This is a genomic window from Kitasatospora sp. NPDC054768, assembly GCF_053612025.1.
In genome coordinates this window covers 36,767-59,236 of record NZ_JBSHBN010000042.1, presented here as the reverse complement: position 1 = coordinate 59,236, position 22,470 = coordinate 36,767, and the positions used below count along the sequence as shown (strand labels likewise).

The 22,470-nt window shown below is 74.5% G+C and carries 26 protein-coding genes; 11 read left to right on the top strand and 15 right to left on the bottom strand.

Annotated features, from left to right (window positions below; genetic code table 11):
- Positions 1-112 precede the first annotated feature (112 nt).
- A complete protein-coding gene (locus ACWGKU_RS15735; protein WP_452179811.1) occupies positions 113-676 on the bottom strand; it encodes an EF-hand domain-containing protein in 564 nt (187 codons plus the stop codon).
- 320 nt (positions 677-996) lie between these two features.
- Between ACWGKU_RS15735 and ACWGKU_RS15730 the strand changes: the two genes are divergently transcribed.
- On the top strand, positions 997-1,779 hold the full coding sequence (locus tag ACWGKU_RS15730) for a hypothetical protein (RefSeq protein WP_452179812.1): 783 nt from the start codon (positions 997-999) through the stop codon (positions 1,777-1,779).
- Positions 1,780-2,057: 278 nt separating this feature from the next.
- Here ACWGKU_RS15730 and ACWGKU_RS15725 read toward each other — a convergent pair whose 3' ends face one another.
- On the bottom strand, positions 2,058-2,561 hold the full coding sequence (locus ACWGKU_RS15725) for a cupin domain-containing protein (RefSeq protein WP_380353340.1): 504 nt from the start codon (positions 2,559-2,561) through the stop codon (positions 2,058-2,060).
- Between the two features lie 150 nt (positions 2,562-2,711).
- On the bottom strand, positions 2,712-3,176 hold the full coding sequence (locus ACWGKU_RS15720; RefSeq protein WP_452179813.1) for a MarR family transcriptional regulator: 465 nt from the start codon (positions 3,174-3,176) through the stop codon (positions 2,712-2,714).
- 141 nt (positions 3,177-3,317) lie between these two features.
- Here ACWGKU_RS15720 and ACWGKU_RS15715 point away from each other — a divergent pair, with 141 nt between their 5' ends.
- Positions 3,318-4,874 carry an alpha/beta hydrolase gene (locus ACWGKU_RS15715; RefSeq protein ID WP_452179814.1) on the top strand — a complete coding sequence of 519 codons (1,557 nt, stop codon included), beginning with the start codon at positions 3,318-3,320 and terminating at the stop codon, positions 4,872-4,874.
- A 158-nt stretch (positions 4,875-5,032) separates the two neighbouring features.
- On the opposite strand, the gene ACWGKU_RS15710 is transcribed toward ACWGKU_RS15715, so the two are convergent.
- On the bottom strand, positions 5,033-5,920 hold the full coding sequence (locus tag ACWGKU_RS15710) for a LysR family transcriptional regulator (RefSeq protein ID WP_452179815.1): 888 nt from the start codon (positions 5,918-5,920) through the stop codon (positions 5,033-5,035).
- A gap of 65 nt (positions 5,921-5,985) precedes the next feature.
- Between ACWGKU_RS15710 and ACWGKU_RS15705 the strand changes: the two genes are divergently transcribed.
- Positions 5,986-6,807, top strand: a complete 822-nt coding sequence (locus ACWGKU_RS15705; protein ID WP_452179816.1) for an NAD(P)-dependent oxidoreductase — start codon at positions 5,986-5,988, stop codon at positions 6,805-6,807.
- Between the two features lie 344 nt (positions 6,808-7,151).
- Positions 7,152-7,535, top strand: coding sequence for a VOC family protein (locus tag ACWGKU_RS15700; RefSeq protein ID WP_380633776.1), 384 nt, complete (start codon positions 7,152-7,154; stop codon positions 7,533-7,535).
- Positions 7,536-7,575: 40 nt separating this feature from the next.
- On the opposite strand, the gene ACWGKU_RS15695 is transcribed toward ACWGKU_RS15700, so the two are convergent.
- Positions 7,576-7,992 (bottom strand): VOC family protein, encoded by a 417-nt coding sequence (locus ACWGKU_RS15695; RefSeq protein ID WP_401053598.1) that lies wholly within the window; start codon positions 7,990-7,992, stop codon positions 7,576-7,578.
- A gap of 5 nt (positions 7,993-7,997) precedes the next feature.
- A complete protein-coding gene (locus ACWGKU_RS15690) occupies positions 7,998-8,477 on the bottom strand; it encodes a helix-turn-helix transcriptional regulator (RefSeq protein ID WP_452179832.1) in 480 nt (159 codons plus the stop codon).
- Between the two features lie 249 nt (positions 8,478-8,726).
- On the opposite strand from ACWGKU_RS15690, the gene ACWGKU_RS15685 reads away from it, so the two are divergent.
- The 3 genes from ACWGKU_RS15685 to ACWGKU_RS15675 all read left to right on the top strand — a co-directional run bounded on the left by ACWGKU_RS15685 (position 8,727) and on the right by ACWGKU_RS15675 (position 11,571).
- Positions 8,727-9,947, top strand: a complete 1,221-nt coding sequence (locus tag ACWGKU_RS15685; RefSeq protein ID WP_452179817.1) for a PP2C family protein-serine/threonine phosphatase — start codon at positions 8,727-8,729, stop codon at positions 9,945-9,947.
- A 265-nt stretch (positions 9,948-10,212) separates the two neighbouring features.
- The gene (locus tag ACWGKU_RS15680; protein WP_401052940.1) at positions 10,213-10,791 is read left to right on the top strand and encodes a carbonic anhydrase; all 579 of its coding nucleotides are present in this window, start codon (positions 10,213-10,215) and stop codon (positions 10,789-10,791) included.
- A gap of 147 nt (positions 10,792-10,938) precedes the next feature.
- Complete coding sequence (locus ACWGKU_RS15675; protein ID WP_452179818.1) at positions 10,939-11,571, top strand: flavin reductase family protein; 633 nt, start codon at positions 10,939-10,941, stop codon at positions 11,569-11,571.
- A 72-nt stretch (positions 11,572-11,643) separates the two neighbouring features.
- Here the strand turns inward: ACWGKU_RS15675 and ACWGKU_RS15670 are convergent, their stop codons facing one another.
- The gene (locus ACWGKU_RS15670; protein ID WP_359906603.1) at positions 11,644-12,234 is read right to left on the bottom strand and encodes a hypothetical protein; all 591 of its coding nucleotides are present in this window, start codon (positions 12,232-12,234) and stop codon (positions 11,644-11,646) included.
- Between the two features lie 428 nt (positions 12,235-12,662).
- Here ACWGKU_RS15670 and ACWGKU_RS15665 point away from each other — a divergent pair, with 428 nt between their 5' ends.
- Both ACWGKU_RS15665 and ACWGKU_RS15660 read left to right on the top strand, forming a co-directional pair.
- Positions 12,663-13,814: a serine hydrolase domain-containing protein gene (locus ACWGKU_RS15665; RefSeq protein ID WP_452179819.1), complete on the top strand. Its 1,152-nt coding sequence runs from the start codon at positions 12,663-12,665 to the stop codon at positions 13,812-13,814.
- A 4-nt stretch (positions 13,815-13,818) separates the two neighbouring features.
- Positions 13,819-14,604 (top strand): MerR family transcriptional regulator, encoded by a 786-nt coding sequence (locus ACWGKU_RS15660; RefSeq protein ID WP_452179820.1) that lies wholly within the window; start codon positions 13,819-13,821, stop codon positions 14,602-14,604.
- A gap of 63 nt (positions 14,605-14,667) precedes the next feature.
- On the opposite strand, the gene ACWGKU_RS15655 is transcribed toward ACWGKU_RS15660, so the two are convergent.
- Genes ACWGKU_RS15655 through ACWGKU_RS15640 form a run of 4 tightly spaced genes read right to left on the bottom strand, consistent with a single transcriptional unit; the run spans position 14,668 to position 17,318 of the window.
- Positions 14,668-15,114 carry a lasso peptide biosynthesis B2 protein gene (locus ACWGKU_RS15655; protein WP_452179821.1) on the bottom strand — a complete coding sequence of 149 codons (447 nt, stop codon included), beginning with the start codon at positions 15,112-15,114 and terminating at the stop codon, positions 14,668-14,670.
- The gene (locus tag ACWGKU_RS15650) at positions 15,111-15,368 is read right to left on the bottom strand and encodes a lasso peptide biosynthesis PqqD family chaperone (RefSeq protein ID WP_401056245.1); all 258 of its coding nucleotides are present in this window, start codon (positions 15,366-15,368) and stop codon (positions 15,111-15,113) included. The genes ACWGKU_RS15655 and ACWGKU_RS15650 overlap by 4 nt, the downstream gene beginning before the upstream one ends.
- On the bottom strand, positions 15,341-17,188 hold the full coding sequence (locus ACWGKU_RS15645; protein ID WP_452179822.1) for an asparagine synthase-related protein: 1,848 nt from the start codon (positions 17,186-17,188) through the stop codon (positions 15,341-15,343). The genes ACWGKU_RS15650 and ACWGKU_RS15645 overlap by 28 nt, the downstream gene beginning before the upstream one ends.
- Positions 17,189-17,198: 10 nt before the next feature.
- The gene (locus ACWGKU_RS15640; RefSeq protein WP_396302912.1) at positions 17,199-17,318 is read right to left on the bottom strand and encodes a lasso RiPP family leader peptide-containing protein; all 120 of its coding nucleotides are present in this window, start codon (positions 17,316-17,318) and stop codon (positions 17,199-17,201) included.
- A gap of 275 nt (positions 17,319-17,593) precedes the next feature.
- Here ACWGKU_RS15640 and ACWGKU_RS15635 point away from each other — a divergent pair, with 275 nt between their 5' ends.
- Positions 17,594-18,319 carry a class I SAM-dependent methyltransferase gene (locus tag ACWGKU_RS15635; protein ID WP_452179823.1) on the top strand — a complete coding sequence of 242 codons (726 nt, stop codon included), beginning with the start codon at positions 17,594-17,596 and terminating at the stop codon, positions 18,317-18,319.
- A 217-nt stretch (positions 18,320-18,536) separates the two neighbouring features.
- Here the strand turns inward: ACWGKU_RS15635 and ACWGKU_RS15630 are convergent, their stop codons facing one another.
- On the bottom strand, positions 18,537-19,085 hold the full coding sequence (locus tag ACWGKU_RS15630) for a hypothetical protein (RefSeq protein WP_452179824.1): 549 nt from the start codon (positions 19,083-19,085) through the stop codon (positions 18,537-18,539).
- A gap of 15 nt (positions 19,086-19,100) precedes the next feature.
- Entirely contained in the window at positions 19,101-19,553 is a 453-nt protein-coding gene (locus tag ACWGKU_RS15625; RefSeq protein ID WP_452179825.1) for an ATP-binding protein, read from the bottom strand.
- A 1,024-nt stretch (positions 19,554-20,577) separates the two neighbouring features.
- Between ACWGKU_RS15625 and ACWGKU_RS15620 the strand changes: the two genes are divergently transcribed.
- The gene (locus ACWGKU_RS15620) at positions 20,578-21,351 is read left to right on the top strand and encodes a transcriptional regulator (protein WP_452179826.1); all 774 of its coding nucleotides are present in this window, start codon (positions 20,578-20,580) and stop codon (positions 21,349-21,351) included.
- Here ACWGKU_RS15620 and ACWGKU_RS15615 read toward each other — a convergent pair.
- Positions 21,332-21,994 (bottom strand): HAD family hydrolase, encoded by a 663-nt coding sequence (locus ACWGKU_RS15615; protein WP_452179827.1) that lies wholly within the window; start codon positions 21,992-21,994, stop codon positions 21,332-21,334. The genes ACWGKU_RS15620 and ACWGKU_RS15615 overlap by 20 nt on opposite strands.
- A 128-nt stretch (positions 21,995-22,122) precedes the next feature.
- Entirely contained in the window at positions 22,123-22,335 is a 213-nt protein-coding gene (locus ACWGKU_RS15610; RefSeq protein ID WP_401052628.1) for a DUF4287 domain-containing protein, read from the bottom strand.
- Positions 22,336-22,470 lie beyond the last annotated feature (135 nt).

Sequence of the window (22,470 nt, the reverse complement as noted above, 5' to 3'; positions counted from 1 at the left end):
GCCTCGGGCCCGCGCCGGCCGCCCGCCGCCTCGCCTACCGGCCCCGCCCGCCCCGCCCCGGACGTGCGGTGCCCATCGGTCACGTCCCGCTACGCGCCCCCGGGGCGCCCGGCTACCGGGCCCGGAGCGGGTGCTCGCCCGCCCACCAGTTGCCGGGGGCCTCGGGGTCGCGGCTGGTCCAGTACTCCACGATCGCGCCGACGAACTCCTCGCGGGACAGCACGCCGTCGCCGTTGCGGTCCAGGTGGCGGAAGGCGGCGTCGGCCCGGTCGCGGCCGAGGCGGGGGACGTGGCCGTGGTGGAAGGCGTAGAACTCCTCGGGGTCGACCGTCCCGTCGGCGTCGGCGTCGGCGATGGACAGGAAGACCTCGGCGAGCCGGCCGACCGTCGCGGCGGCGGCCCGCGGGTCGTCGGCCAGGGTCAGGGTGGAGGCGATGAAGTCGTCGCGGCCGATCTCGTCCGCGCCGCCGGCGTGGGGCTGGTGGAGGTCGCGCCAGATGGTGACGTAGGCGTCGATGATCGCCTGTTCGGCGGCGGAGCCGGGCTCGTGCCCGAGCGCGCGGGCGGAGGCCCGGCCGCACAGGACGTGGTCGTGTTCGGTGAGACGGCCGTCGCCATCGGCGTCGAGGTGGTCGAAGCCGAGGGCGATCTTCGTGGTCAGCAGGTCGTCGTTCACGGGAGCCTCTCTCCGGTGCCGGTGCCGGTGCCGGTGCCGGTGCCGGGGGCGGTGCCGGGGGCGGGGGCGGGGGCGGGCGGTCGTGATCAGCATCGCGCAGCCGGCCCGCGGATCGCCGCAGCGGCACGGGCCCGTGGCCCGGTCCGCGGCGGGTCTCCGGCCCGGTCCGCGGCGGCTTTCAGGCGGCCGGCGGCGGACGCATTCGGCAACCGGCCGGGCACGGAGGGGAGTTGAGTACGGGTGCGGATTGCGGGGCCGGGTGCGGGCGGGACAGGGTGTGGGGCGCAGACGCGTGTGCGACCCGAGAGGATCCTCTGCTGGTGAAGAAGCTGCTGAAGGACGTGGCCACGAGCCTCGTCCACCTCGTCGTCATGCTGGTGAACCCGGTCCTCAACGGTGTGCAGTCGCTGCGGGCGGTGCACTGGCCCACCGAGCGGCGCAAGCTGAAGCTGGTCGACTCGCCGGCGGCGCGGGCGGCCCGGGCGGCGGAGCGGGAGCGGATCCGGGGGCTGGTCGAGGCGCTGGGGGCGGTGGAGGGGGTCGAGCACGTGCTGACCCAGGTCCTGGACCAGTCCACCCGCCCGTCCTCCTACGGCCTGGACCACCCCCGGGACACCCTGCTGGTCTGCCGGATCTACGCCCGCGCCTACTTCGTCGTCCGGGAGGACGCCGGGGACGTCCTCGGCGTCCTCGACGTCCTGCGGCGGATCGAGGCGGCGGACGTGGCCCCGTGGCAGGCCCACGGCCAGGGGTCGGACCCGGCCGGCAGCCTCGACCACGCGCTGCGCTGGCACCGCGACGGCGGAATCGACGCCGACGGCCGGCGGATGCACTCCCCCTGCCTGTCCAGCCCCGGCGCGACGCTGACCTGGGACCGGGACGGCATCCCCCACCGGGACCCGATCCCGGCGGGCCCGTACATCAACCGGCTCTTCGTGTTCGAGCAGACGCCGGCGGACGTGGACGCGGCGCAGTTGCTGAGCGAGGTCCGCGCGGACGGGCGGGGCGTGGTCCTGGAGCTGGCCTTCGGTGCGAACTGGGTCGGCTACTGCCAGTACCACACGGTGGCGCGCGGCGGTTTCCTGGGACGCGGGCGGCTCTGAGCCGGGGCTCCGGGGGGGCAAGGGCTCTTCGGGCGGCGCCCGGAGCGGCCGGGAAGGCCGTCCGGGCGCACCTCACCCGTTCAGCCGCGGCTCAGCACTGGGGGCGGCGGCCGTGGTTGGCCCCGCGCCTGGCCCTGGCCTTCTTCTTGCGGCGGCGCTTCGACGACATGGCCACTCCTCTCGCAACCGGGACACCCCCCCGGGCTACCACCGTTCCACACCCGGGCGGGCCCGGCCCGTCGAGCGGCCCGGACCCGTCGGGCGGCGGCGTGCGGGACTCAGGCGCCGTCGCCCGCCAGGGCCGCCCGCCAGGCCGGGCTGTCCACGTAGTGGTTGTCGAAGCGCTCCGCCGAGGCGGCGATCGCGCCCGGGTCGCTCTCGCCGCGCATGACGCTGCCCAGCAGGCGCAGGTAGTCGAAGCGGTCCATGCCGGGGGTGAACACGCACAGCACGTCGGCCTCGGCGCCGGGGGCGGCGGCGAAGGCGTGCGGGGTGTGCGGGGGCACGGCGAGGAAGTCGCCCGCGCCCAGCACGGAGACCTCCTCGCCGACCAGCACCCGCAGCGAACCGCTGATCACGAAGAACAACTCCCAGGCCCGGGTGTGGAAGTGGGCGGGTGCTCCGGGGGCGCCGGCGGCGAAGGTGGAGCGGTAGACGGTGAAGCCGCCCTCCTCCGGGGCCGAGTCGGCCAGCAGGGTCATGGTGGAGCTCGGGTCGGTGCAGGTCTCGGCCTCGGCGCAGCGGGTCAGGACGGGGGCGGTGGTGTTCTTCGTCGTCGTCATGTGACCAGCCTATGGGTGGAAAGACCGCCGATCAGGTGGCAATCGGCGATCGTTTCCATGGGTCAATTCCCTCCTGCGACCGGGCCCGTGCCGTCCTGCCGGGGGCGGTCGGTCGGGGGCGGTCGGCCGGGGGCGGTCGGCCGGGGGCGGTCAGTCGGGGAGGTTGCCGTTGCCGCCCAGGTTCGCCACCATGCGGCGCAGCACGTTGATCGTGGTCACGAACTCGTCGGTGTCGATTCCCTGGTGGGCGCGTTCGCTGATCCTCAGGTTGCGTTCGCGGGCGCGCAGGCGGCCGGCCTCGCCCTGCTCGGTGAGGGTGAGGGCGCCGTCGGCGTCCTCGGTCAGCCAGCCGCGGGCGATCAGGTCGTCGTAGACGGTGTCGAAGGCGGTGTCCTGGTCGTCGTAGGGGGTGAGCCGCTCGGTCAGGGTCGTGCGGGTCCATCCGCCGGGGCGGCCGGCCGCGTGGTTGAGCGTCCACCAGTGGGGCTGGGTGAGGCCTTCCACCGCCAGTTGTTCGCGCAGGCCCTCCACCACCAGGCGGCGGAAGACCTCGCCGGTCCATGCCCCGATGGGCTGGGCGGCGATGATGTGCGGTTCGTAGGTCTTGATCGTCATGTCCGGTGCTCCTTCGGCCGATCGACGATCGACTGATCGTCAGGACGCGACCGACCGTAGGACCTCAAGCCGACTTGAGGTCAAGGCGGATCGGCGGGCCGGATCCCCGGTGGTGGCCAACTCCCTTCTAGGCTGGCCGACATGAAGACCGCACCGGCCCTCGCCACCGCCCTCGCCCTGTCCGCGGCCACCGTGCTCACCGCAGCCGTCCCCGCCTCCTCCGCCTCCTCCGCGCCCTCGGCGCCCTTCGCCTCCTCCGCCTTCTCCGCCTTCTCCGCCTCCTCGGCCGGCACCGATCAGCTGGAGCCCTACCGCCGCCAGCCACTCGCCTGGGCCGCGTGCCAGGAGCCGCAGTTGGCCGCCGCCGGCGCCGAATGCGCCTCCCTGACCGTTCCGTTGGACTACCGCGAGCCGCGGGGCCGCACCCTGTCCCTGGCCGTCTCCCGGATCAGGTCCGCGGACCCGGCCAAGCGCCGGGGCGTCCTGCAGACCAACCCCGGCGGCCCCGGCGATCGCGGGCTGGACATGCCGGTCGCGCTGCGGGAGCAGCTGGCCCCCGGGACGGCGGCGGCCTACGACATCGTCGGCATGGACCCGCGCGGGGTCGGCGCCGGCGGCCCGGACTGCGGCCTGACCCGCGGCACGTGGCTGCGCTCGGCCGGCACCGGCCGGGCGGGCTTCGAGCAGGCCTGGCGCCTGGCCAAGGCCGACGCGGACGCCTGCTGGAACAAGCACCCCGATCTGCTGCCCCACCTGACCACCCGCAACACCGCCCGGGACGTCGACGTGCTGCGCGCGGCGCTGGGCGAGCAGCGGACCTCCTTCTTCGGGCAGTCCTACGGCGCGATGCTGGGCGCGGTGTACGCGCAGCTGTTCCCGCAGCGCGTCGACCGGCTGGTGCTGGACAGTGCCCTGGACCCGGCGCGGTACGGCATGGGGGCGTTCCAGGACATGGCCGGCGCCAACGAGCGTGCCCTGGACGACTTCGCCGCCTGGGCCGCGCCGCAGGACGGCGCCTACCACCTGGGCGCCACCCCGGCGGCGGTGCGGGCCACCGTCGAGCAGTTGGCGCGCCGGGCCGAGGCGGCGCCGATCGCCGTCGACGGCTTCCGGCTCGACGGGGCCCTGCTGCCGGTGCTGCTCGCGGTCTGCCTGAGCGACGACCGCGACGGCGCCCTGTGCGCGGACGTGCTGCGGCAGTTGCTGGACGCCGCCGACGGCCGGCCGGTCCAGGCGGGCCCGGCCCTGCACCAGCTGCTGACCATGCTCCTCGCCCCGGGCCCGGAGGCCGGCGCCGGCCTGTCGTCCGCCCTCGGCATCCTGTGCGACGACGTGCCGATGCCGCGTTCGACCCCCTGGTACCGCGACGCCGTCGAGCGCTCCCGCGCCGCCGAACCGCTCTTCGGCCCGGTCTACAACGCCCCCGTCCCGTGCGCCGCTTGGCGCAGCGCCCCGCTGGAGCCGCCCGTCGAGGTCCGCAACGCCGTCCCCGCCCTCCAGCTCCACGCCACCGGCGACACCCACGCGACCTACCAGGGCGCCCTGGCGCTGCACTCCCGCCTGCCCGGCTCCCGCCTGGTGACCGTCCCGGGCCGCGTCCACACCCTCTACCTCAACGCCTACAGCGCGTGCGCGAACGCGGCGGTGGACGCCTACTTGTCCTCGGGGGCGCTGCCGGCCGCGGACACCGTCTGCTGAGCCGATGCGTGTTGCACAGCGGTCCCCCTCGCCCGTTCCCGGAGTTCCGCGTGGGGCGGCTTCCGCCTGACCCTGCAGTCCCGGCCCCGCCGTCCGGCCGTCCCGCTCCTCGGCAGCCCGGCGGTCAGCGCCCTGACCGCCGTCCTCGCCCTGCGCCGCTAACCGGTGCCCTCGCGCAGGAGCGCCTCGAAGGCCGCCACCGCCGGCGGCACCCGCTGCCCGCGCCTGGTCACCGTGTACACCTGCCGGACCGGGGTGTCGTCCGGGTGCAGGGGGACGAGGGCGATGCCGGGGCGGCCGACGCGGGCGGCGAGGGAGGGGATCAGGGTAGCGCCCAACCCGGCTGCCACCAGGCCGAGTTTGGCGGTCCAGGCGGCGACGGTGTACTCGATGCGGGGCTGGAACCCGCTGCGGACGCAGGCGGCGAGGAGGGTGGATTCGGCGTGGCGGCGGGCGGCGATCCAGGGTTCGTCGGCGAGTTCGGCCAGCCGCAGGCGGCGGCGTCCGGCGAGGCGGTGCCCGCGCGGGAGGGCGACCAGCACCGGGTCCTCCATCAGCGGGCGGACGTCGAACCGGTCGCCGTCGGCGGCGGGTTCGGTGTACGAGGCGACGAGGGCGAGGTCGACGGCGCCCTCGGCGAGCAGGTCCAGCAGGTGCGCCGCCAGCCCCTCGGTGAGGCCGATCTCCACGTCCGGGTGCGCGGCGCGGAAGGCGGCGAGGGCGCCGGGGACGAGGTCGGCGTTGGCACTGTCGAAGGCGCCCACCCGCAGCCGTCCGGCGGTGAGTTCGGTGAGGGCGGTCAGGTCGCGCCGGGTGGCGTCGAGCCGTTGCAGCATCGCCTCGGCGTGCGGCAGCAGGGCGCGGCCGTGCTCGGTCAGCCGTACGCCGCGCGCCAACCGGTCGAACAACGGTGTTCCCAACTCCCCTTCCAGGGTGGCGATCTGGCGGGAGATCGCGGACTGGGTGTAGCCCAGTCGCTCACCGGCGGCGGTGAAGGAGCCCAGGTGTGCGACGGTGCGGAAGACGTCCAGCCAAGCCATGTCCATTGCGCATGACTACCATGCCGGACATTCGCTTGTCGCCTGGCTCGTGGCTGCCTAGCGTGGCGGCCATGAAGAAGATCGCTTTTCTGGGACTGGGCCGGATGGGCCTGCCGATGGCCCGCCGACTCGCCGACACCGGGCACCCGTTGACCGTCTGGAACCGCTCCCCCGGCCGCGCCGCCGGCCTCACCGGGACCGCCGGGACCGCCGGGGTCACCGGGGTCACCGAGGCCACCACCCCGGCCGAGGCCGTGCGCGGCGCGGACGTCGTCGTCACCATGCTGTCCGACCCGGCGGCCGTCGCCGAGGTGGCCGGGCAGTGCGCGGCGGAGCTGGCACCGGGCGCGCTGTGGATCGACATGTCCTCGATCGGCCCGCGGGCCACCGCCGACCTGCGCGCCGGGCTGCCGGACGGCGTCGCCCTGGTGGACGCCCCGGTACTGGGCAGCACGGGCCCGGCGGCCACCGGCGGCCTGACGGTCTTCGCGGGCGGCGAGGACGCCGACCTGGACCGCGCGCAGCCCGTCCTGGAGCAGCTGGGCCGGGTGCGGCGCTGCGGCGGCCCGGGCTCGGGCGCGGCGCTGAAGGTGGTGGTGATCGGCGCGATCGTCGCCTGCGTCACCGCCCTGGGCGAAGTCCTGGCGGTGGCCGAGGAGTTGGGTGTGCCGCAGGAGCAGGCTCGGGAGGTGCTGTCGGCCGGGCCGCTCGCGGGGGTGGCGGCCCGGGCGTTCGGCACGGAGTCGGACTTTCCGGTCCGGCTGGCCGCCAAGGACCTCGCCCTGGCGGGCGGCGGCCCGGTGCTGGCGGCGGCCCGCGAGGTGCTGCTGGCGCACCCGGAGATCGCCGAGCAGGACCTGTCGGCGGTGCTGGGGGCGCTGCGGGCCCGGTAGCTCACCGGCGGGGGCCACCGCCCGGGCGGTGGCGGTGGCCCCGGGCCCTGACCGACGGCCCGGCGCCGGTGCGCGGGGCGGGTGGCCCGTCAGTCGTGCGAGAAGCGATGCCCATCTCCTTGGGCGGCAGCGGGCCGTGCCGGATACCCGAAAAAATACGGGTAGGGGTATCTCGACCTGCGACAACAGCACCCATCCCGCGCTTCATTCCCCCACCGGCCGACCACCGCCCGGCGGCCCCGCCCGCCCCACGCATCGGCCTCCGGCCCCGGAGGCACCCCGTCGTCCGGGCGGGCGGATCAATTCCCTTGCGTCGCGACATGATCGACGTAGGCTGACGGACCATGGCATGCCGCATCAGTGAACTGGTCATCGAAGCCGCCGACCCCGAGCGGCTCGCCGCGTTCTGGAGCGAGGTCCTCGGCTACGTCGAAGTCGGCCGCGAGGGCGGCGGCACCATCGAGATCGGGCCGCCCGGCACCGGCTTCGGCGGCCCGCAGCCCACCCTCTTCTTCCTCCCCAACAGCGAGCCGCGGCCCGGCAAGCTCCGGCTGCACATCGACGTCAACCCCACCGACCGCGACCAGGACGCCGAGCTGGAGCGGCTGCTCGCGCTCGGCGCCGAGCCGGTCGACGTCGGCCAGCCCGCCGACGCCGCTTGGCACGTCCTGGCCGACCCGGAGGGCAACGAGTTCTGCCTCCTGCACACCCGGCTCCAGCCCGTCTGACCCGCCACGGGCCGCACAGGCCGCCCCAGGCCGCCGGCCGCTACCTCGTGCGCGGCTGGTTGAAGCGCAGCATGTTGCCCGACGGGTCGCGGAAGGCGCAGTCGCGCACCCCGTAGGGCTGGTCCATCGGCTCCTGGAGCACCTCGGCGCCGGCCGCCCGCAGCCGCTCGAAGGTGGCGTCGCAGTCGTCGGTGCGGAAGATGACACCGCGCAGCAGGCCCTTGGCGAGGAGTTCGGCGGCGGCCCGGCGGTCGGTCTCGGAGGCATGCGGGTCGGCCAGCGGGGGCTCCAGGACGATCTCCACGCCGGGCTGGTCGGGCGAGCCGACGGTGACCCAGCGCATGCCCTCGAAGCCGACGTCGTTGCGCACCTCGAAGCCGAGGACGTCGCGGTAGAAGGAGAGCGCCCGGTCGTGGTCGTCGACGGCGATGAAGCACTGCGCGAGTTCGATGCTCATGCGCGTCACGCTACGGGAGCGCCGGGGCCGCCGTCCCGCCGGGCACCCTCGGCGTCCTTGGCCCCCTTGACCTCCTTCGTCTCCTGGGCCTCCTTCGTCCCCTTGGCCTCCTTCGTCCCCTTGGCCTCCTTGGCCTCGGCGCGGCGCACCGGGCGGGTGCGGACCTTGGCGATGCAGGCCGGGATCGCCGCGCCCGGCTCGTGGTCGCCGGCCCGGTAGGCGCTGGGGCTCTGCCCGACCAGCTCGGTGAAGCGGGTGCTGAAGGAGCCCAGCGAGGTGCAGCCCACCGCCATGCACACCTCGGTCACGCTCAGGTCCCCGCGCCGCAGCAGCGCCTTGGCCCGCTCGATCCGTCGGGTCATGAGGTAGCTGTACGGGGTCTCGCCGTAGGCGGTGCGGAAGCTGCGCGAGAAGTGGCCGGAGGACATCAGCGCGGTACGGGCCAGCGCCGGAACGTCCAGCGGCTGCGCGTACTCGCGGTCCATCCGGTCCCGGGCCCGGCGCAGCCGCACCAGGTCGTCGAGCGGTACGCGGCCCGTGGGGGTCGCACGGGAGGACGGAGGCGTGGACGGTGACGGCGGCGTGGGCGGGGGTGTGGACGGGGAGGACACACCGGCCACCGTACCGAGCGCCGCCGACAGTCGCCGTCCCCCGCCCGGCGCAGCCCGCTCGCGCCCGCCCCGCCGCGCCGACCACCCTGGAGGGACGGCCGGGCGGCGGAGAGGACGGCAGGGGTGGACCGCAACGATCAGCAGCCCGCCGCCCCGCGCGCCCCCGCCAACCGGGCGGTGGTGCTCGGCGTGCTGGCCGCCACCGCCGCCGTGCTGCTGGTCCAGGCGGCCAGCGGCACCAGCTCCCGCCTGGTGCTGCTGCTGGTGTTCCTGCCCGCGCTGCTGGCGGGTCTGGGCACCGTCGCCCAGACGGTGGCCGTCTCGGTGTGGGTGATCGCCGTGATCGTGGTCCACTCGCTGGTGGTCCCGCCCGGCGACCTGCCGGCCCGGCTGGGCACCCTGGTGGGCGTGGTCGCCGCCGAGGGCGCCGTGATCGGCCTGTGCGCGCGGCGGGTGCGGCACGAGCGGCAGCTGTCGCGGATGCGGCAGAGCGCCGTCGCCCTCCAGCGCCAGCTGCTGCGCCCGCTGCCCGTCACCACCTCGGACGTGCGCCTGGACGGGCTGTACCGGCCGGTGGAGGAGGACGCCATGGTCGGCGGCGACCTGTACGACGTCGCCGAGACCCCGCACGGCACCCGGGTGCTGGTCGGCGACGTCCAGGGCAAGGGCCTGCCCGCGATCGGGACGGGCTTCGCGGTGCTGAGCGCCTTCCGGGAGGCGGCCTTCCGCGAGGCGCGGCTGCCCGCCGTCGCCGATGCCCTGGAGGCGGCGGTGGAGCGGCACAACGCGTACGCGGTGCAGAGCGGCGAGCAGGAGCGGTTCGTCACCGCCACCGTGCTGTGCGTCGGAGGCCCGGACGGGACCGGGAACGGGACCGGGAACGGGGACGGGGACGGGGACGGGGACGGGACCGGGAACGGGGACGGGGACGGGACCGGAGAAGGAGCCAGGACCGGAGAAGGGGGCGGCTCCGCCACCGAGGTACGGGCCGTCAACTGCGGCCACCTCTCCCCCTACCTGCTGCACGCCGACGGCCGCGTGGAGCCCGTCCCCCTGGACGCCGGCATCCCGCTCGGCCTCGCCGCCCTGGCCGCCCCCGGCGAGCCGCGCCCCGTGCGGCGCTTCGCGCTGCCCGGGGACGGGGTGCTGGTCCTGCTCACCGACGGCATCACCGAGGCCCAGGACGCCTCCGGCACGTTCTACCCGGTCGAACAGGGCCTGGCCGACCTCGCCGCCACCCCCGCCGACGCCCTGCCCGAGGCCCTCGACCGGCGGGCCCGGCGCTGGAGCGGCGGCCACAGCCGCGACGACGTCACCGTCCTCGCCCTGCGCCCCGCCCCGTAGCCGCCGGACCCGCGGCCCGGGCCCGTCGGAGCGGTACGGGCCCGCATGGGGCGCATGAGGCCGTACGGAGGTCGCGTGCGGATCGCACGGGGTCGTACGGGCCCGTCCGTGGGGCCGTCCGACCCTTGACCCCCGGCTGCGGGCTCCACCTGCGGCGATCTAGGGTGCAGACATGATCCCCACACCGATATCCGAGCCCGAGCCCGGCCCGCTCGACGGCCCCACGGACGACTTCCTGACCGACCCCGCCCAGGCGCTGCGGGTGATGATGCAGGGCAACGCCCGGTTCGTCGCGGGCAACCCCGAGCACCCCAACCAGGACGCCGGGCGCCGCGCGGCGCTCGCCCCGGCGCAGCGGCCCTTCGCGGTGCTGTTCGGCTGTTCGGACTCCCGGCTGGCCGCCGAGATCATCTTCGACCAGGGCCTGGGCGACCTGTTCGTGGTGCGCACCGCCGGGCACGTCACCGGTGCGGAGGCGCTGGGCAGCATCGAGTACGGGGTGAGCGTGCTGGACTGCCCGCTGGTGGTGGTGCTGGGCCACGACTCCTGCGGTGCGGTGGCGGCGGCGCTGGAATCCCTGGAGCAGGGGCAGCTGCCGGGCGGTTTCGTCCGGGACGTGGTGGAGCGGGTGACCCCGAGCGTGCTGTCCGCGAAGGCGGCGGGCATCGAGGACAGCGACGGGATCGTGGACGAGCACATCCGCCAGACCGTGGAGCTGCTGGTGGAGCGCTCGCAGGCGCTGGCCGCGAAGGTCGCCGAGGGGAAGGTGTCCGTGGTGGGCCTGTCCTACCGGCTGCGCGACGGCCGGGCCCGGCTGATCGCCGCCCGGGGGCCGGTGGGCTGACGGAGCGCCCGCCGCGGCGGGCCCTGCCGTCCTCGGGAGCCGCAGGACCTGCGGGAACGTGATGTCCGATCACCGCCAGCGCCCCCGGCCGGGCCGGGGCAGAGTCGGTGACCGCAACGATTCCCCATCCCGAGGACGGCAGTTCCCGTGCACAAGGTCATCGATCTCAAGGTTCTCTATTTCGGCACCCCGGTGGTGCTGATCGGATCCCGCAACGAGGACGGCAGCGCCAACCTCATGCCGATGTCCTCGGCGTGGTGGCTGGGGCAGTCCTGCGTGCTGGGTCTGGGCGACAGCTCCCAGACTGCCGCCAACCTGCGGCGCGAGGGCGAGTGCGTGCTCAACCTGCCCTCCTCCGCGCAGGTGGACGCCGTGGACGCCCTCGCGCTGCTGACCGCCGCCCCGCAGATCGCCGAGTACCGGCTGAAGCAGGGCTACCGCCACGAGCGGCGGAAGTTCGCCGCCGCCGGTATGACCGAGCTGCCCGGCGAGCTGGTGCGGGCGCCGCGTGCCGCCGAGTGCCCGGTGCAGCTGGAGTGCCGGGTGGAGTCGGCGACGGCGCTGACGGGCGGCGGGCGCACCGCCTTCGAGGTGTCGGTGGTGCGCGCCCACGTCGAGGAGAGCCTGCTGGTGCCCGGCAGCGACCACTACGTCGACCCGGTCGGCTGGGACCCGCTGATCATGAAGTTCTGCGAGTTCTTCGGCGACGGGCGGCGCCTGGCCCCCTCCCGTCTCGCCGAGGGCTGGCAGATGCCCGGGCGGCTGCCCGCCGCCGTGTGACGTGACACCCGCTCAGCCCTCGGGCCCCCGGCTCAGCCCTCGGGCCGCCGGCTCACGGCCGCGCTCCCCCGCTCACGGCGCGACGGTCGCCCCGCAGGAGTCGCACACCCGCGTCGCGGGCAGCTCCAGGAAGCAGGTCGGACAGATCGCCGGCGGGCGCGGCGGGGCGGCGACGGCGGCCTTGCGCTCCACCGAGGCGCGCAGGCGCGGGGCCAGGGCGGGCGTGCCGCCGTCGGCGGGCAGGTCGGCGCCGAAGTGCCGGTAGCAGGCCAGGCGGGCGGCGGCCGCGTGCTGCTCGCGGTCCATCTCCGCGGCCACCGGCGGCTGGCCGGCCACCGCCAGCACCTCCTGGTAGCCGGGGCCGACCCGGCCGTCCGTGGCGTGCACCACCAGGGCCGTCAGCGGCGGGTCGCCGCGCCGGTGCGCCTCGCGGATCACCAGGGACAGCACCTTGCCGATCCAGTGCCGCTGGTTGACCCGGGTGCGTACCCCGGAGGCCTCCTGCACCGCCTCGGCCAGGTCCGCGTAGCTGATCACCGCGTGGTAGCGGCGCGCCACCTCCACCAGGGCGGGGTAGGCCGCCCTGGTCCACACGATGTGCGCCTGGGTGGCGCCGACCGCCGCGCCGTCCGACACCCGCCAGTAGCTGTGCTGCTCCGTCATCCGCCCGCCCCTGTCCGTCTTGTCCGTGTCTGTCCTCCGCAGTCCCCCGCCGCAGCGAGGCTACCCCGCCCCGGAACAGCACCCTCGGGCGGGGCCTCGCCTCGGACGGGGCTTGACTTCAAGTCCTGTTGAAGTCGTGGAATGGGTGCCGACCGCAGCCGTACGGGCAACCCCGCGGTCGATGCCCCGCCCGTACGGACCCGTACCGGGGCCGGGGCCGCCGTCTTCCCGATCGTGCCGACGGCGGCCCCGGTCCCGGGTCACCCCGTCCCCGTCCCCGTCCCGCCCCGTCCCCGTCCCCGTCCCCGTCCGTGCGGGCACGCCGCGGCTGTGAGCCGGATCACGGTTGAGGTTGACCTCGGGTCAGGGTGCAGGCTCCCCCCATCGGGCCCGATGACCACGCGGGCCCCACGGATACGAGGGGCAGCATGTCCACCACCCACCACTCCACCCACCACCTCGGCCACGGTCCGGACCGCCCGGAGCTGCGGCGGGCGATCGAGGAGATCGCCGAGTCCGGCTTCCTCGGGGTGCAGGTGCGGGTGAACGACGCGCGCGGCGAGTGGGTCGGCAGCGCCGGGGCCCGCGAGCTGGGCCGCGACGGCAGGCCGCCGGCCGACGGGCACTTCCGCGTCGGCAGCGTCACCAAGAGCTTCGTCGCGACCTCGGTGCTCCTGCTGGTCGCCGAGGGCCGGCTGGCCCTGGACGACCCGGCCGGCGACCACCTGCCCGGGTTCGGGCTGGACCGGCGGATCACGGTGCGGATGCTGTTGCAGCACACCAGCGGGGTCTTCAACCACACCGGCGAGCCGGCGGAGGACGGGACGTTCGTGCCGGGCGTCCCGTGGCGGGGCAAGGAGTGGGTGGATGCCCGCTTCCGCACGTACCCGCCCGAGGAGCTGGTGCGGCTGTCGCTGTCCCGGCCGGCGCGGTTCGCGCCGGGGGCGGGCTGGAGCTACTCCAACACCAACTACGTGCTGGCCCGGCTGGTGGTCGAGCGGGTCAGCGGCCGCCCCTTCGCCGAGGAGCTGCGGCGGCTGGTCCTGGAGCCGCTGGGGCTGACCGGCACGGTGGCGCCGGGCGCCTCGCCGGAGGTCCCCGCGCCGCACGCCCGCAGCTACTACCGCTACGAGGACGCCGGGCGGGAGCGGACGCTCGACGTCACCCGCCACGACCCGTCCTGGGTCGCGGCCGGCGGCGACATGATCTCCACCACCCGGGACCTGCACACCTACGTCTCCGCGCTGCTCGGCGGCAGGCTGCTGCCGCCCGGCCTGCTGGCCGAGATGCGCACGCCGGAGGCGACGATCGGCTACGGACTGGGGCTGTTCGCCCAGGAGAGGGAGGGCGGCACCGTCTTCCACCACAACGGCGCCACCATCGGCTCGGCGGCGCTGATGTACGGCTCGCCGGACGGCGGCACGACCCTCACCGCCGGGCTGAACTACGTGGACGACGCCGACGTGTCCATCGCGGCGGCGTTCCAGAGCGCCCAGCGGCGGCTCGTCGACGAGGTGTTCGGCACCGGGACCGGCCCCACGGCATCCGGTCGTACGGCATCCGCTCGTACGGCAGGCTGAACGGATGACGAACGGATTCGACGGAGTCACGATCGGGCAGGCGGCGGCGTACGTCGGCGTCACGGTGAAGACGGTGCGGCACTACCACCGGCAGGGGCTGGTCGACGAGCCGCAGCGCGACGCCTCCGGCTACCGGCGGTACGGGTCGGGCGAGTTGCTGCGGCTGGTGCAGGTCCGGACGCTGGCCGCCGCCGGGGTGCCGCTGGCGGAGATCGGGTCGCTGCTCGACGCCGACGGCGAGCGGTTCACCGCCGCCCTCGCCGACGTGGAGCGGCGGCTGGACGAGCGGATCGCGGAACTGACCGCGCGCCGCGACACCCTGCACCGGCTCGCCGACGGCGACCGGGCCCTGCTGCCCGACCGCGCCTGCGCGGCCCTGGAGCGGATGCCCGGGCTCGGCTTCGGCCCCGACTACGTGGCGGCGCAGCGTGAGGCCCTGGTGCTGGCGCGGGCACTGGTGCCGGAGGGCTTCGACGGCTTCCTGACCCAGCTCGAACACCGCCTGGACGACCCGGAGTTCGTCGATCTGGCCAGACGCGGCCAGGAGGCCGAGGCCTGGGCGCCGGACGATCCGAGGATCGAGGAGCTCGCCGCCGCCATGGCCGACCGCTGCCTCGCCAACCCCGCGCTCCTGGGGGACCCCGACAGCCTGCGCGCCTGGGCCAGGGCCTCCGTCCAGTACCGGCTGATCGACCGCCACCGCGACGACGAGGCCCCGGTCTCGGCCCGGCTGACCGCCCTCACCGAGGCCAGGCTGCGCTCCGCCGGCATCCCGGCCCCCCACCGGTAGCGGCCCCTGCCGGGCGTGCGCGGGAAGTCGGCCCGTCCGACTTCCCGTGCCTCCTGGTCGGCGTCAGCGGCCCGGCGTCCGGGGCGGGGGCGGGGGCGGGGGCGGGGCAATGGTGATCAGCGGGTGGAAGTGGGCGAGTTCGGCGGGTTCGTCGACGGGTTCGCCCTCGGCCTCGATCCAGGCGTGGGCGCGGAAGGGGGCGGTGCGCACGCCCGTGCGCCAGGTCGGCCAGCTGCCCCGGGTTCGGCACAACAGGGCTGCGGCGATGGAGCGTTGAAGACAGCCCTGGCCGGCGCAGCGCATGCTGAGCGCGACCACGGCCTGCCGGGCGGCGAGGGCCTCGGCCCGGCGGGCGGGCCGGGCGCCGCGGCGCAGCGCGAGCATCACCCGGCGGATCCGGGCCGGGGGGAGTTTCTCGATCAGCCGGGCCGCGCCGATCGAGGCGAGGGCGGCGGGCCGCAGGTGCCGGGGCGGGCGGCCGGCGCGGGTGGCGTGGGCGTGCAGGCTCATCCGGTGACCAGTCCGGCGGTGCGCAGGTTCCGGTGCAGCCGCTCGACGTCGGAGCGCGCCCGTTCGGCGGTGACCGGGTGGCGGCCGGCGAGGTCGGTGGCGATCTCGTCGGTGCTCCGGCCGTCCAGCAGGGATCGCAGGGTGAACAGCCCGGTGCGGTTGAGCTGGTAGTAGCGGCCGGAGCGCTCGTCGAGCAGGACGGCGCCGTCGTCGGTCGGGGTGAGCGTCACGTCGGGGCGCAGCTCGGCGGCCATGCGGGCTCCTTCGGTGGGCGGTCGGGGGTGGCGGGGTGGGCGCGCAGCCAGTGTTCGCAGGCGAGGGTGGCGTCGAGGGCCGCGTAGGGGGTGCCGGGCGGGTAGAGCCCGAGGCAGGCGCGGCGCAGTGCGTCGGGGTCGATCAGTCCGGCGCGGGCCAGGGCGCTGTCCTCGATGAGGGCGGCGAGTCGGGCGCGGTGGCGGGCGAGGCCCTGGTGGGTGTCGGGGGTGAAGTCGCCTTTGCCGGTGCGTCGCAGGAGGTCGGCGGGGACGTCAGGGGCGAGGGCCTCGGTGAGCAGTGGCTTGTAGGCGAAGGGTGTGCCGCGGGTGGCGGGTTCGGCGGCGAGGCAGGCGTCGAGGACCTGGTCGTCCAGGTAGGGGGCGCTGTGGGGTACGCCCGAGCGTGCGGTGGTGTCGTTGAGTTGGCGTAGGGCGGCGGCGCTGCGGCGGACGAGGTGCAGGGTCTGGTGGTGGGTGTGGTGCGGTGCCAGGGGTGGTGTGCCGTGGAGGGCTTCGAGTTGTTCGCGGACCAGGTCGGCGGCGTGGGGGGTGGCCCAGGGCGGCAGGCGGGGTTCGGTTCCCCAGCCGAGGAGTTGGGTGGTGGGTGGCGGGTGGGGGTGGGTGAGGCGGTCGGTGGCGTGGGCGAGCCAGGCGGGGTAGGGCCGGGGGTCGGTGAGGGCGCCGAGGGCGTCGGGCAGTTTCCAGCGCAGGCGGGCGCGGTGGCCGCGCAGGTGGCGGGTGGCGGTGGCCGGGTGTCGCGGGAGGAGGGTGCGCAGGTAGGCGGGGAGGGCTTGGAGGGTCTCGTCGCCGCCTTCGCCGCTGAGCCGCAGTCGGGCGCCGTGGGCGGCGAGCAGTCGGGTGACGGCTTCGTCGCGGGCCCTGGTGCGGGTCCAGGCGTACGGTTCGTCGCCCTGGGGGCCGGGGGTGTCGATGTCCGCGAACATGGTGGGGAGGTCCTCGGCGGGCAGGACGAGTCGGCTGCCGGGCAGGTGGCGGGCGGCCCGGTCGGCCCAGGCGGCGTCCTCGTGGTGCGGGTCGAGGGAGCCGAGGGTGACGGTGAGCAGGTCGGCGGGGCCGGTGGCGGCGAGGAAGCACAGGGGGGTGGAGTCGAGTCCGCCGGAGAGGTCGGCGGCGACGATTCCGCCGCCGCGGGTGCGGGCGGCGACGGCCCGGTGCAGGGCCTGTCGCAGGGCGGTGGCGGCTTCGGGGCGGGGTCGTTCGGGGGCGGGCGGGTGCCAGTGGGCGTGGGTGCGGGCGGGGCGGCCGGGGGTGAGCAGGGTGGCGTGGTGCGGCGGTACGGGGGTGATGCCGGGCCACAGCGGGAGGGTGTCGGCGGGGTGGGGCAGCGGGTGGGCGAGGTGCAGGGCGAGGCGTTCGGGGGACGGGGTGAGGCCGGCCGCGGCGGCGAGGGTGTCGGCCCGGTCGGCGAGGACGGGGACGCCGTCGATCTCGGCCAGGTGCAGGCGGTGCAGTCCGGACAGTGTGCCGCGGGCGGCGACGGTGCCGTGCACGGTGGCGATCAGGTGGAAGCTGCCGGCCAGGTCGGCGGCGAGGGCGAGGGCGTCGTACGGGTCGCGGATGCGGGCGGCGCTGCGGCGCAGGTGGTGGGCGTCGGTGTCGCAGGTGCCGAACACGGCCAGCGCGACCGGTCCGGCCTGGGCGGTGACCGGTTCGTCGTCCGGCCAGTGGCCGAGGATCCAGGGGCGTCCGCTGGGGTGGTGCAGGGCACGGCGCTCGGCCGTGCCCCGCGCCGCGGCCACCACGGCTCCGGCGTCGGTGTCCGGCAGGACCACGAACCGGGTCCGCCGGTGACCGTTCACGGCCCGGTCCTCAGGGGGCGAGGTAGTAGCCGTGGACGTCGGACTGGTTGCCGATGTCGAAGCCGCGGGTGAGGTCGGCGAAGTCGCCGAGTTCGATCAGCTCCGGGGGCTCGTACACGTCGTCGGTCATGACGATGTCCTCTCTTCTGCGGGGAGTTGGACACGATCGCCGGCCGGCGGTCTTCCACTCTTCCTGCTCGGTTCGCCGACGGACAAGCGGTGCCGGGCGCTTCGGCCGGATCCCGACGGCCCCCGTGCGCGTGGTCGCGGGCGCTCCCGGGACTGGTGGGCACCGGGGTTCGCGGGCGGCGGGGGCGGCGGGGGCCGGGGCCGGTTTCGGCCAGCCGTGGACGAAGTGGTGTAGACCTGTTTGGTGCCGGGCGGGGGCCCGCCTACGGTCGGCTCATGGCTGACGCATGCTTCGCGCACCCGCGGCTCGCCGCGGTCTACGACCCGCTGGACCCCGACCGCGGCGATCTCGACGCCTATCTGCGGATGGCGGAGGAGTTCGGGGCGCGCCGGGTGCTGGACATCGGCTGCGGCACGGGGGTGTTCGCGCTGCTGCTGGCCGGGCGCGAGGTGGAGGTCGTCGGCGTCGATCCCGCGCTCGCGTCCGTCGAGGTCGCGCGCGCCAAACCGGGTGCCGCGAAGGTGCGTTGGATCCACGGGGACGCGACGGGCCTGCCGCCGCTGCGGGTCGACCTGGCGACGATGACGGCGAACGTCGCTCAGGCGATCACCGACCCGACCGAGTGGCGGGGGACGCTGCGGGGTGCCTTCGGGGCGCTGCGGCCGGGCGGGCGGCTGGTCTTCGAGACCCGTGACCCGGCCGCCCGCGCCTGGGAGGAGTGGACGCGCGGGCGTTCCCACCGGGTGACGGAGGTCCCGGGGGTCGGCGCGGTCGAGAGCTGGGTCGACCTGACCGGGGTGCGCTGGCCGCTGGTGTCGTTCCGGTGGACGTACGTGTTCGCCGCGGACGGGCAGGTGCTGACCTCGGACTCGACGCTGCGCTTCCGGGAGCGGGCGGAGGTCGAACGAGACCTGACCGCCTGCGGGTTCACGGTGGAGGAGGTCCGCGACGCGCCCGACCGGCCGGGGCGGGAGTTCGTGTTCGTGACCCGGCGCCGATAGCTTTCCGTCCCCACTCCCCCGGGTGGTGCCCTCGACGGCGGCGCGGTAGGCCCGGGCGGCCTCGGCGGCGGGGGTGCCGTCGGCGGGGGCGGCGCCGAGGCGTTGCAGGGTCTCGGTGGCTCCGATGACGAGGACCTTCAGACGGTCGCGATCATCACCCCGGCGAGGCCGAGGCGCAGGAAGTCGGCCGAGCCGACTTCCTGCGCCGCCTCGGCACTCAGGTGCGAGCGGCTTGGGTACGGCAGTGGGTGAGGGCGTAGCGGACGCGGGGGTCGGGGCCGGTGGTGGTGAGGAGTTCGCCGGCCACGACGAGGGCGGTCCAGTAGGTGGCCGGGTCTCCGGTGCGCGGCAGGGGTGCGGTGGAGGCGAGGGAGAGGTAAGCGGCGGCGAGGTTGCCGGTGGTGAACCAGCGCTGGAGGCCGTGCCGGTGGCCGGGGCGGATGCCGCCGATGGCGTCGATGGCGGTGGTGAGGTGGCCGACGATGGCGTGTTCGGTGGGGGTGAGCTGCTTGGGGACGTCGAACACGCCGAGGGCTTCGAGGACTTCACCGGTGTCGGCCTCGGAGTCGGGGCGGGGATCGGCGAGCAGGGCGTCGTAACACTCCCCCAGACGCCGAGCGGTCTCGGCGGGCGGGATGTCGAGCGCGAGGCACACGGCCTCGGCGCACGGCAGCGGCTTGTGGCCGAGGCGGGCGAGGAGGGCGTAGGTGGCGGCGGGGGTGGCGCCACGGGAGAGCGTGTGCCGGGCGAGGGTGGCGAGGTGCATGGGGGGAAGTGGCTTTCAGGCGATGACGAGGACGAGGACGGGGGCGGGCGCGGGGGCGGGGGCGGGGGCGGGGGCGGGGGCGGGGGCGGGCGCGACGAGGGCCCAGACGAACTTGCCGATACCACCCGGGCGCGGGCAGCAACCCCAGCGCTCGGCGAGTTCGTTGACGAGCAGGAGGCCCCGCCCGTGCTCGTCTTCGGGGGAGGCCGTACGCAGGGACGGGCGCCCGGTCCCCGCGTCGTGAACTTCGAGACGCAGGCGGGAGTTGACGAGCGCGAAGCGGATCTCGATGTGCCGGTCCGAGGGGGCATCGGAGTGCCGGACGGCGTTAGCAAACAGCTCACACAGGAGCAGTTCAGCGGTTTCGGCGTAGCGCTCACCGGCGGGCAGCCCGGAGAGGTAGGCGCGAAGCAAGTAGCGGGCCAGGGGCGCGGATTCGGCCCGCGAGTCGAGACGCGCAACGAACATGCGGGGGCGACGGGAAATGAGCATGGGGGCCTCAGAAGACGGAAGGGTGCACGAAAGAAGCGCGGCATCGGCTGCGTATGTCTGACGTAGCGCCATCCAGTGGCATGAATGGACGCCGCGAGAGATCACCGCGGCGAGCCGGTATTCGGTGGATACTTACCGAACGCCCTTGCGGACGTTGAGTTCGATCGCGACACCGTCCGACAACGGGGTCCGACTCGCGGCTGATATCACAAATCGCCTCCGAGGCATGCGGGGTATGCGGGGTATGCGACGACCGCCCAGTCGAGCGAGGCCCGACCGGGCCTGACCGCTCTGCCTCAAGCACGCGAACCTACTGTCATTAGCCTGGCTGCACCGGTTGGTGACGGACTAATCGTCGTCCACCCAAAGGACGTCCTGAAGGCCTTATGGAGGACTCTTGAGGGACATATAGAGGACTTACAGGTCTGCCACACGCCCGATGAGTCCCCAGAATGTCCTGTGATTCCATAGAGTTGATTCGTCATCAGCATGTGCGGAGGAGACCGTGCCCAACACCGCTCTTAAAGCAGCCAGGCAAGCCGCCGGCTACGCCAGCCAGCAGGCCCTGGCCGACGCCCTCACGCGAGCGGCCCAACAGCTTGGCCTTCGCGGCATCTCCGTCAGCGTGCGTCAGATCCGCCGTTGGGAATCCGACACGCCCCCTTGGCCTGGGGAGGACTACCAGCGCCTCCTAACGCACGTCCTACGGCAGTCGATCGAAGACCTGGGCTTCCGCGCCCCCTGGAACCGTTCCCAGCCCACGACTGCGACCGTTGCCACACCTGCGGCCACGCCCCGCACAACGTCAACAGCCCTCCGCGGCGCACTACCTCGGCCATATGGGCCGCAAGGGAGCCAGCCAGGGACGGTCGGCTCCGACTACGCCATAGTCACCGAAGCTCACCGCCGGCTCTACCTGTCCACAACGCCAGCCGCGCTGCACCCAGCGGTGGCCGCACATGCCGACCTCGGCACCGTGCTACTCGGGGAGACAAACGGAGTGGCCCGCAAGGTGCTGGCCGCCGCCCTCGCCGAGTCGCTGCTACTGCTCGGCCGAATCGAGTTCTTCGACCTGCGGCAGCCCGACGCTGCTGACGCGACCTTTGTTCGCGCGCTCCAGGCTGCTGGCGAGGCAGACGACAACCTGCTCGGTGCCGCGATTCTTGCTCACAGCGCGTTCGTGCCCGGCTGGGCCGGCCACCTCAACGGCGCACGGGAACGTATGCATGCTGCCCGCACCTACGCTCGTCGGGCCTCGGTATCCGCCGATGTATTGTCCTGGCTCGACGCAGTCGAGGCCGAGTGCCTCACTCGATGCGGCGACCATCGCGGCGCTCTCGCTCTGCTGCGGCACGCCGAGGACGTGCTTGCCTCCGGCAGCGACGTTCTGCCACCCGATTGGTTCACCTGGTTCTCGGCTACCCGGCTGCGCGCGTTCCGTGGCAACACCGAGTTGCAGGCCGGCCTGCTTCCGCAGGCCCGGACCACACTGGAGCAGACGCTCGCCGAACTCCCGGAGACCGACGGTAAGCAGCGCGTCGTCGTGCTCGCCGACCTCGCGTCGGTCGAGGCCGCAGCCCGGCGGCCAGAGCACGCGTGCGCCCTGCTGGAGCAGGCCCTCGACCAACTGGCCATCACCTGGTACGCCACCGGCATGGAACGCGTGCGCGAGGCCCGACGGGCACTCACCCCATGGCAGGACACGGCGGCCGTCCGAGGCGTGGACGACCGCCTCTACTCCTGGTCAGCGATGCTCAGTTCGCTCCAGCGTTGAACTTTCCGATCAGTTCCGGAAGTTCCGCCAGCGAGTCGATCCGGAAGGTCGCCTGCTCCGTAGCCGGATCGTGCTGCTGGATCCAGCCCCACGGGCCGCGCCGGATCAACGCCGTCCGCATCCCTGCCGTCCGGGCGGGCAGCACGTCGTTGTCGAGCCGGTCACCAACGTAGAGGATCTCGTGCGGCTCGGCGGGTACCACCTCGGCGACGCGCTCGAAAAAGGCGAGGTCCGGCTTGCTCGCGCCCCAGTCGTCGGAAGTGCCGATCAAGTCGACGTCGCCCGTGAACAGTCGGCGAAGGATCGCCCCGGCCCGCACGGTCTGATTTCCGGCGATCATCAACCACAGCCCCTCCGCCCGAAGTTGAGCGAAGGCACCCCGAACATCCGGATAGAGATCATCCTCACCGAACGTTTCCGCCTGGCCGGCAGCAGCCCGCTTCTCGCGTTCCTCATGGAGGTCGAAGCCCGGGGCGAAGACCTGGAAGGTCTCCCGGTAGTCCCGGCCCTGCGCGATCACCGCGCCGAACTGGGCGACGAACGTGTGCCTCGGCACGCCCAACCAGTCGGCCCAGCTGCCGTACTCCCGAGTCTCGTCGACCAGGCACTCCCCGACGTCGAACACCACAGCCTTGATCGTCATACCTGCAGCCTAATAGGGCGAGGACGCCCCCTCGCGCCCTCTCCGAATTCCCTCCGGCGCCGGTCAAGCGTCGTGGACACGTGGTCGGCCACCGGTTCGTCCCTCCGGCCGCCAGCGGTCGGCCCGGCTCAGGCGGCCTTCTCGGCGAGGGTGTGGGCGACGAGGGCGTTGGCGTGGCCGTGGCCGAGGCCGTGCTCGGTCTTGAGCCAGGCGACGAGTTCCATGTGCTTGGTGAGCGGGGAGGTGCGGACGAGGCCCTTCCACTCCTCGATCGGGCGGCCGTACTTCTTCTCGATGGCGGGGAAGTAGGAGGCGGGGCCCTTCACGGCGGGGGTGGTCATGAGCGTGGTTCCTCTCGACGGGGCAAAAGAAGCGGTGGGGGGACCGGTGTAGAACGTGTCCCCCCCCCGCACAAAAAGCCCCCCGGAGGTGTTACCCGGCCAACCCCCCCGGCCGGCCGGCGGCGGCGCCGGCCC

What these genes read in the sequence shown, in the direction of transcription:
- ACWGKU_RS15725 (WP_380353340.1), bottom strand. Translation starts at nt 2,561, where the DNA reads ATGACGACGACGAAGAACACCACCGCCCCCGTCCTGACCCGCTGCGCC.
- ACWGKU_RS15720 (WP_452179813.1), bottom strand. Translation starts at nt 3,176, where the DNA reads ATGACGATCAAGACCTACGAACCGCACATCATCGCCGCCCAGCCCATC.
- ACWGKU_RS15715 (WP_452179814.1), top strand. Translation starts at nt 3,318, where the DNA reads ATGAAGACCGCACCGGCCCTCGCCACCGCCCTCGCCCTGTCCGCGGCC.
- ACWGKU_RS15710 (WP_452179815.1), bottom strand. Translation starts at nt 5,920, where the DNA reads ATGGACATGGCTTGGCTGGACGTCTTCCGCACCGTCGCACACCTGGGC.
- ACWGKU_RS15705 (WP_452179816.1), top strand. Translation starts at nt 5,986, where the DNA reads ATGAAGAAGATCGCTTTTCTGGGACTGGGCCGGATGGGCCTGCCGATG.
- ACWGKU_RS15700 (WP_380633776.1), top strand. Translation starts at nt 7,152, where the DNA reads ATGGCATGCCGCATCAGTGAACTGGTCATCGAAGCCGCCGACCCCGAG.
- ACWGKU_RS15695 (WP_401053598.1), bottom strand. Translation starts at nt 7,992, where the DNA reads ATGAGCATCGAACTCGCGCAGTGCTTCATCGCCGTCGACGACCACGAC.
- ACWGKU_RS15690 (WP_452179832.1), bottom strand. Translation starts at nt 8,477, where the DNA reads ATGGACCGCGAGTACGCGCAGCCGCTGGACGTTCCGGCGCTGGCCCGT.
- ACWGKU_RS15680 (WP_401052940.1), top strand. Translation starts at nt 10,213, where the DNA reads ATGATGCAGGGCAACGCCCGGTTCGTCGCGGGCAACCCCGAGCACCCC.
- ACWGKU_RS15670 (WP_359906603.1), bottom strand. Translation starts at nt 12,234, where the DNA reads ATGACGGAGCAGCACAGCTACTGGCGGGTGTCGGACGGCGCGGCGGTC.
- ACWGKU_RS15665 (WP_452179819.1), top strand. Translation starts at nt 12,663, where the DNA reads ATGTCCACCACCCACCACTCCACCCACCACCTCGGCCACGGTCCGGAC.
- ACWGKU_RS15660 (WP_452179820.1), top strand. Translation starts at nt 13,819, where the DNA reads ATGACGAACGGATTCGACGGAGTCACGATCGGGCAGGCGGCGGCGTAC.
- ACWGKU_RS15655 (WP_452179821.1), bottom strand. Translation starts at nt 15,114, where the DNA reads ATGAGCCTGCACGCCCACGCCACCCGCGCCGGCCGCCCGCCCCGGCAC.
- ACWGKU_RS15650 (WP_401056245.1), bottom strand. Translation starts at nt 15,368, where the DNA reads ATGGCCGCCGAGCTGCGCCCCGACGTGACGCTCACCCCGACCGACGAC.
- ACWGKU_RS15640 (WP_396302912.1), bottom strand. Translation starts at nt 17,318, where the DNA reads ATGACCGACGACGTGTACGAGCCCCCGGAGCTGATCGAACTCGGCGAC.
- ACWGKU_RS15635 (WP_452179823.1), top strand. Translation starts at nt 17,594, where the DNA reads ATGGCTGACGCATGCTTCGCGCACCCGCGGCTCGCCGCGGTCTACGAC.
- ACWGKU_RS15630 (WP_452179824.1), bottom strand. Translation starts at nt 19,085, where the DNA reads ATGCACCTCGCCACCCTCGCCCGGCACACGCTCTCCCGTGGCGCCACC.
- ACWGKU_RS15625 (WP_452179825.1), bottom strand. Translation starts at nt 19,553, where the DNA reads ATGTTCGTTGCGCGTCTCGACTCGCGGGCCGAATCCGCGCCCCTGGCC.
- ACWGKU_RS15615 (WP_452179827.1), bottom strand. Translation starts at nt 21,994, where the DNA reads ATGACGATCAAGGCTGTGGTGTTCGACGTCGGGGAGTGCCTGGTCGAC.
- ACWGKU_RS15610 (WP_401052628.1), bottom strand. Translation starts at nt 22,335, where the DNA reads ATGACCACCCCCGCCGTGAAGGGCCCCGCCTCCTACTTCCCCGCCATC.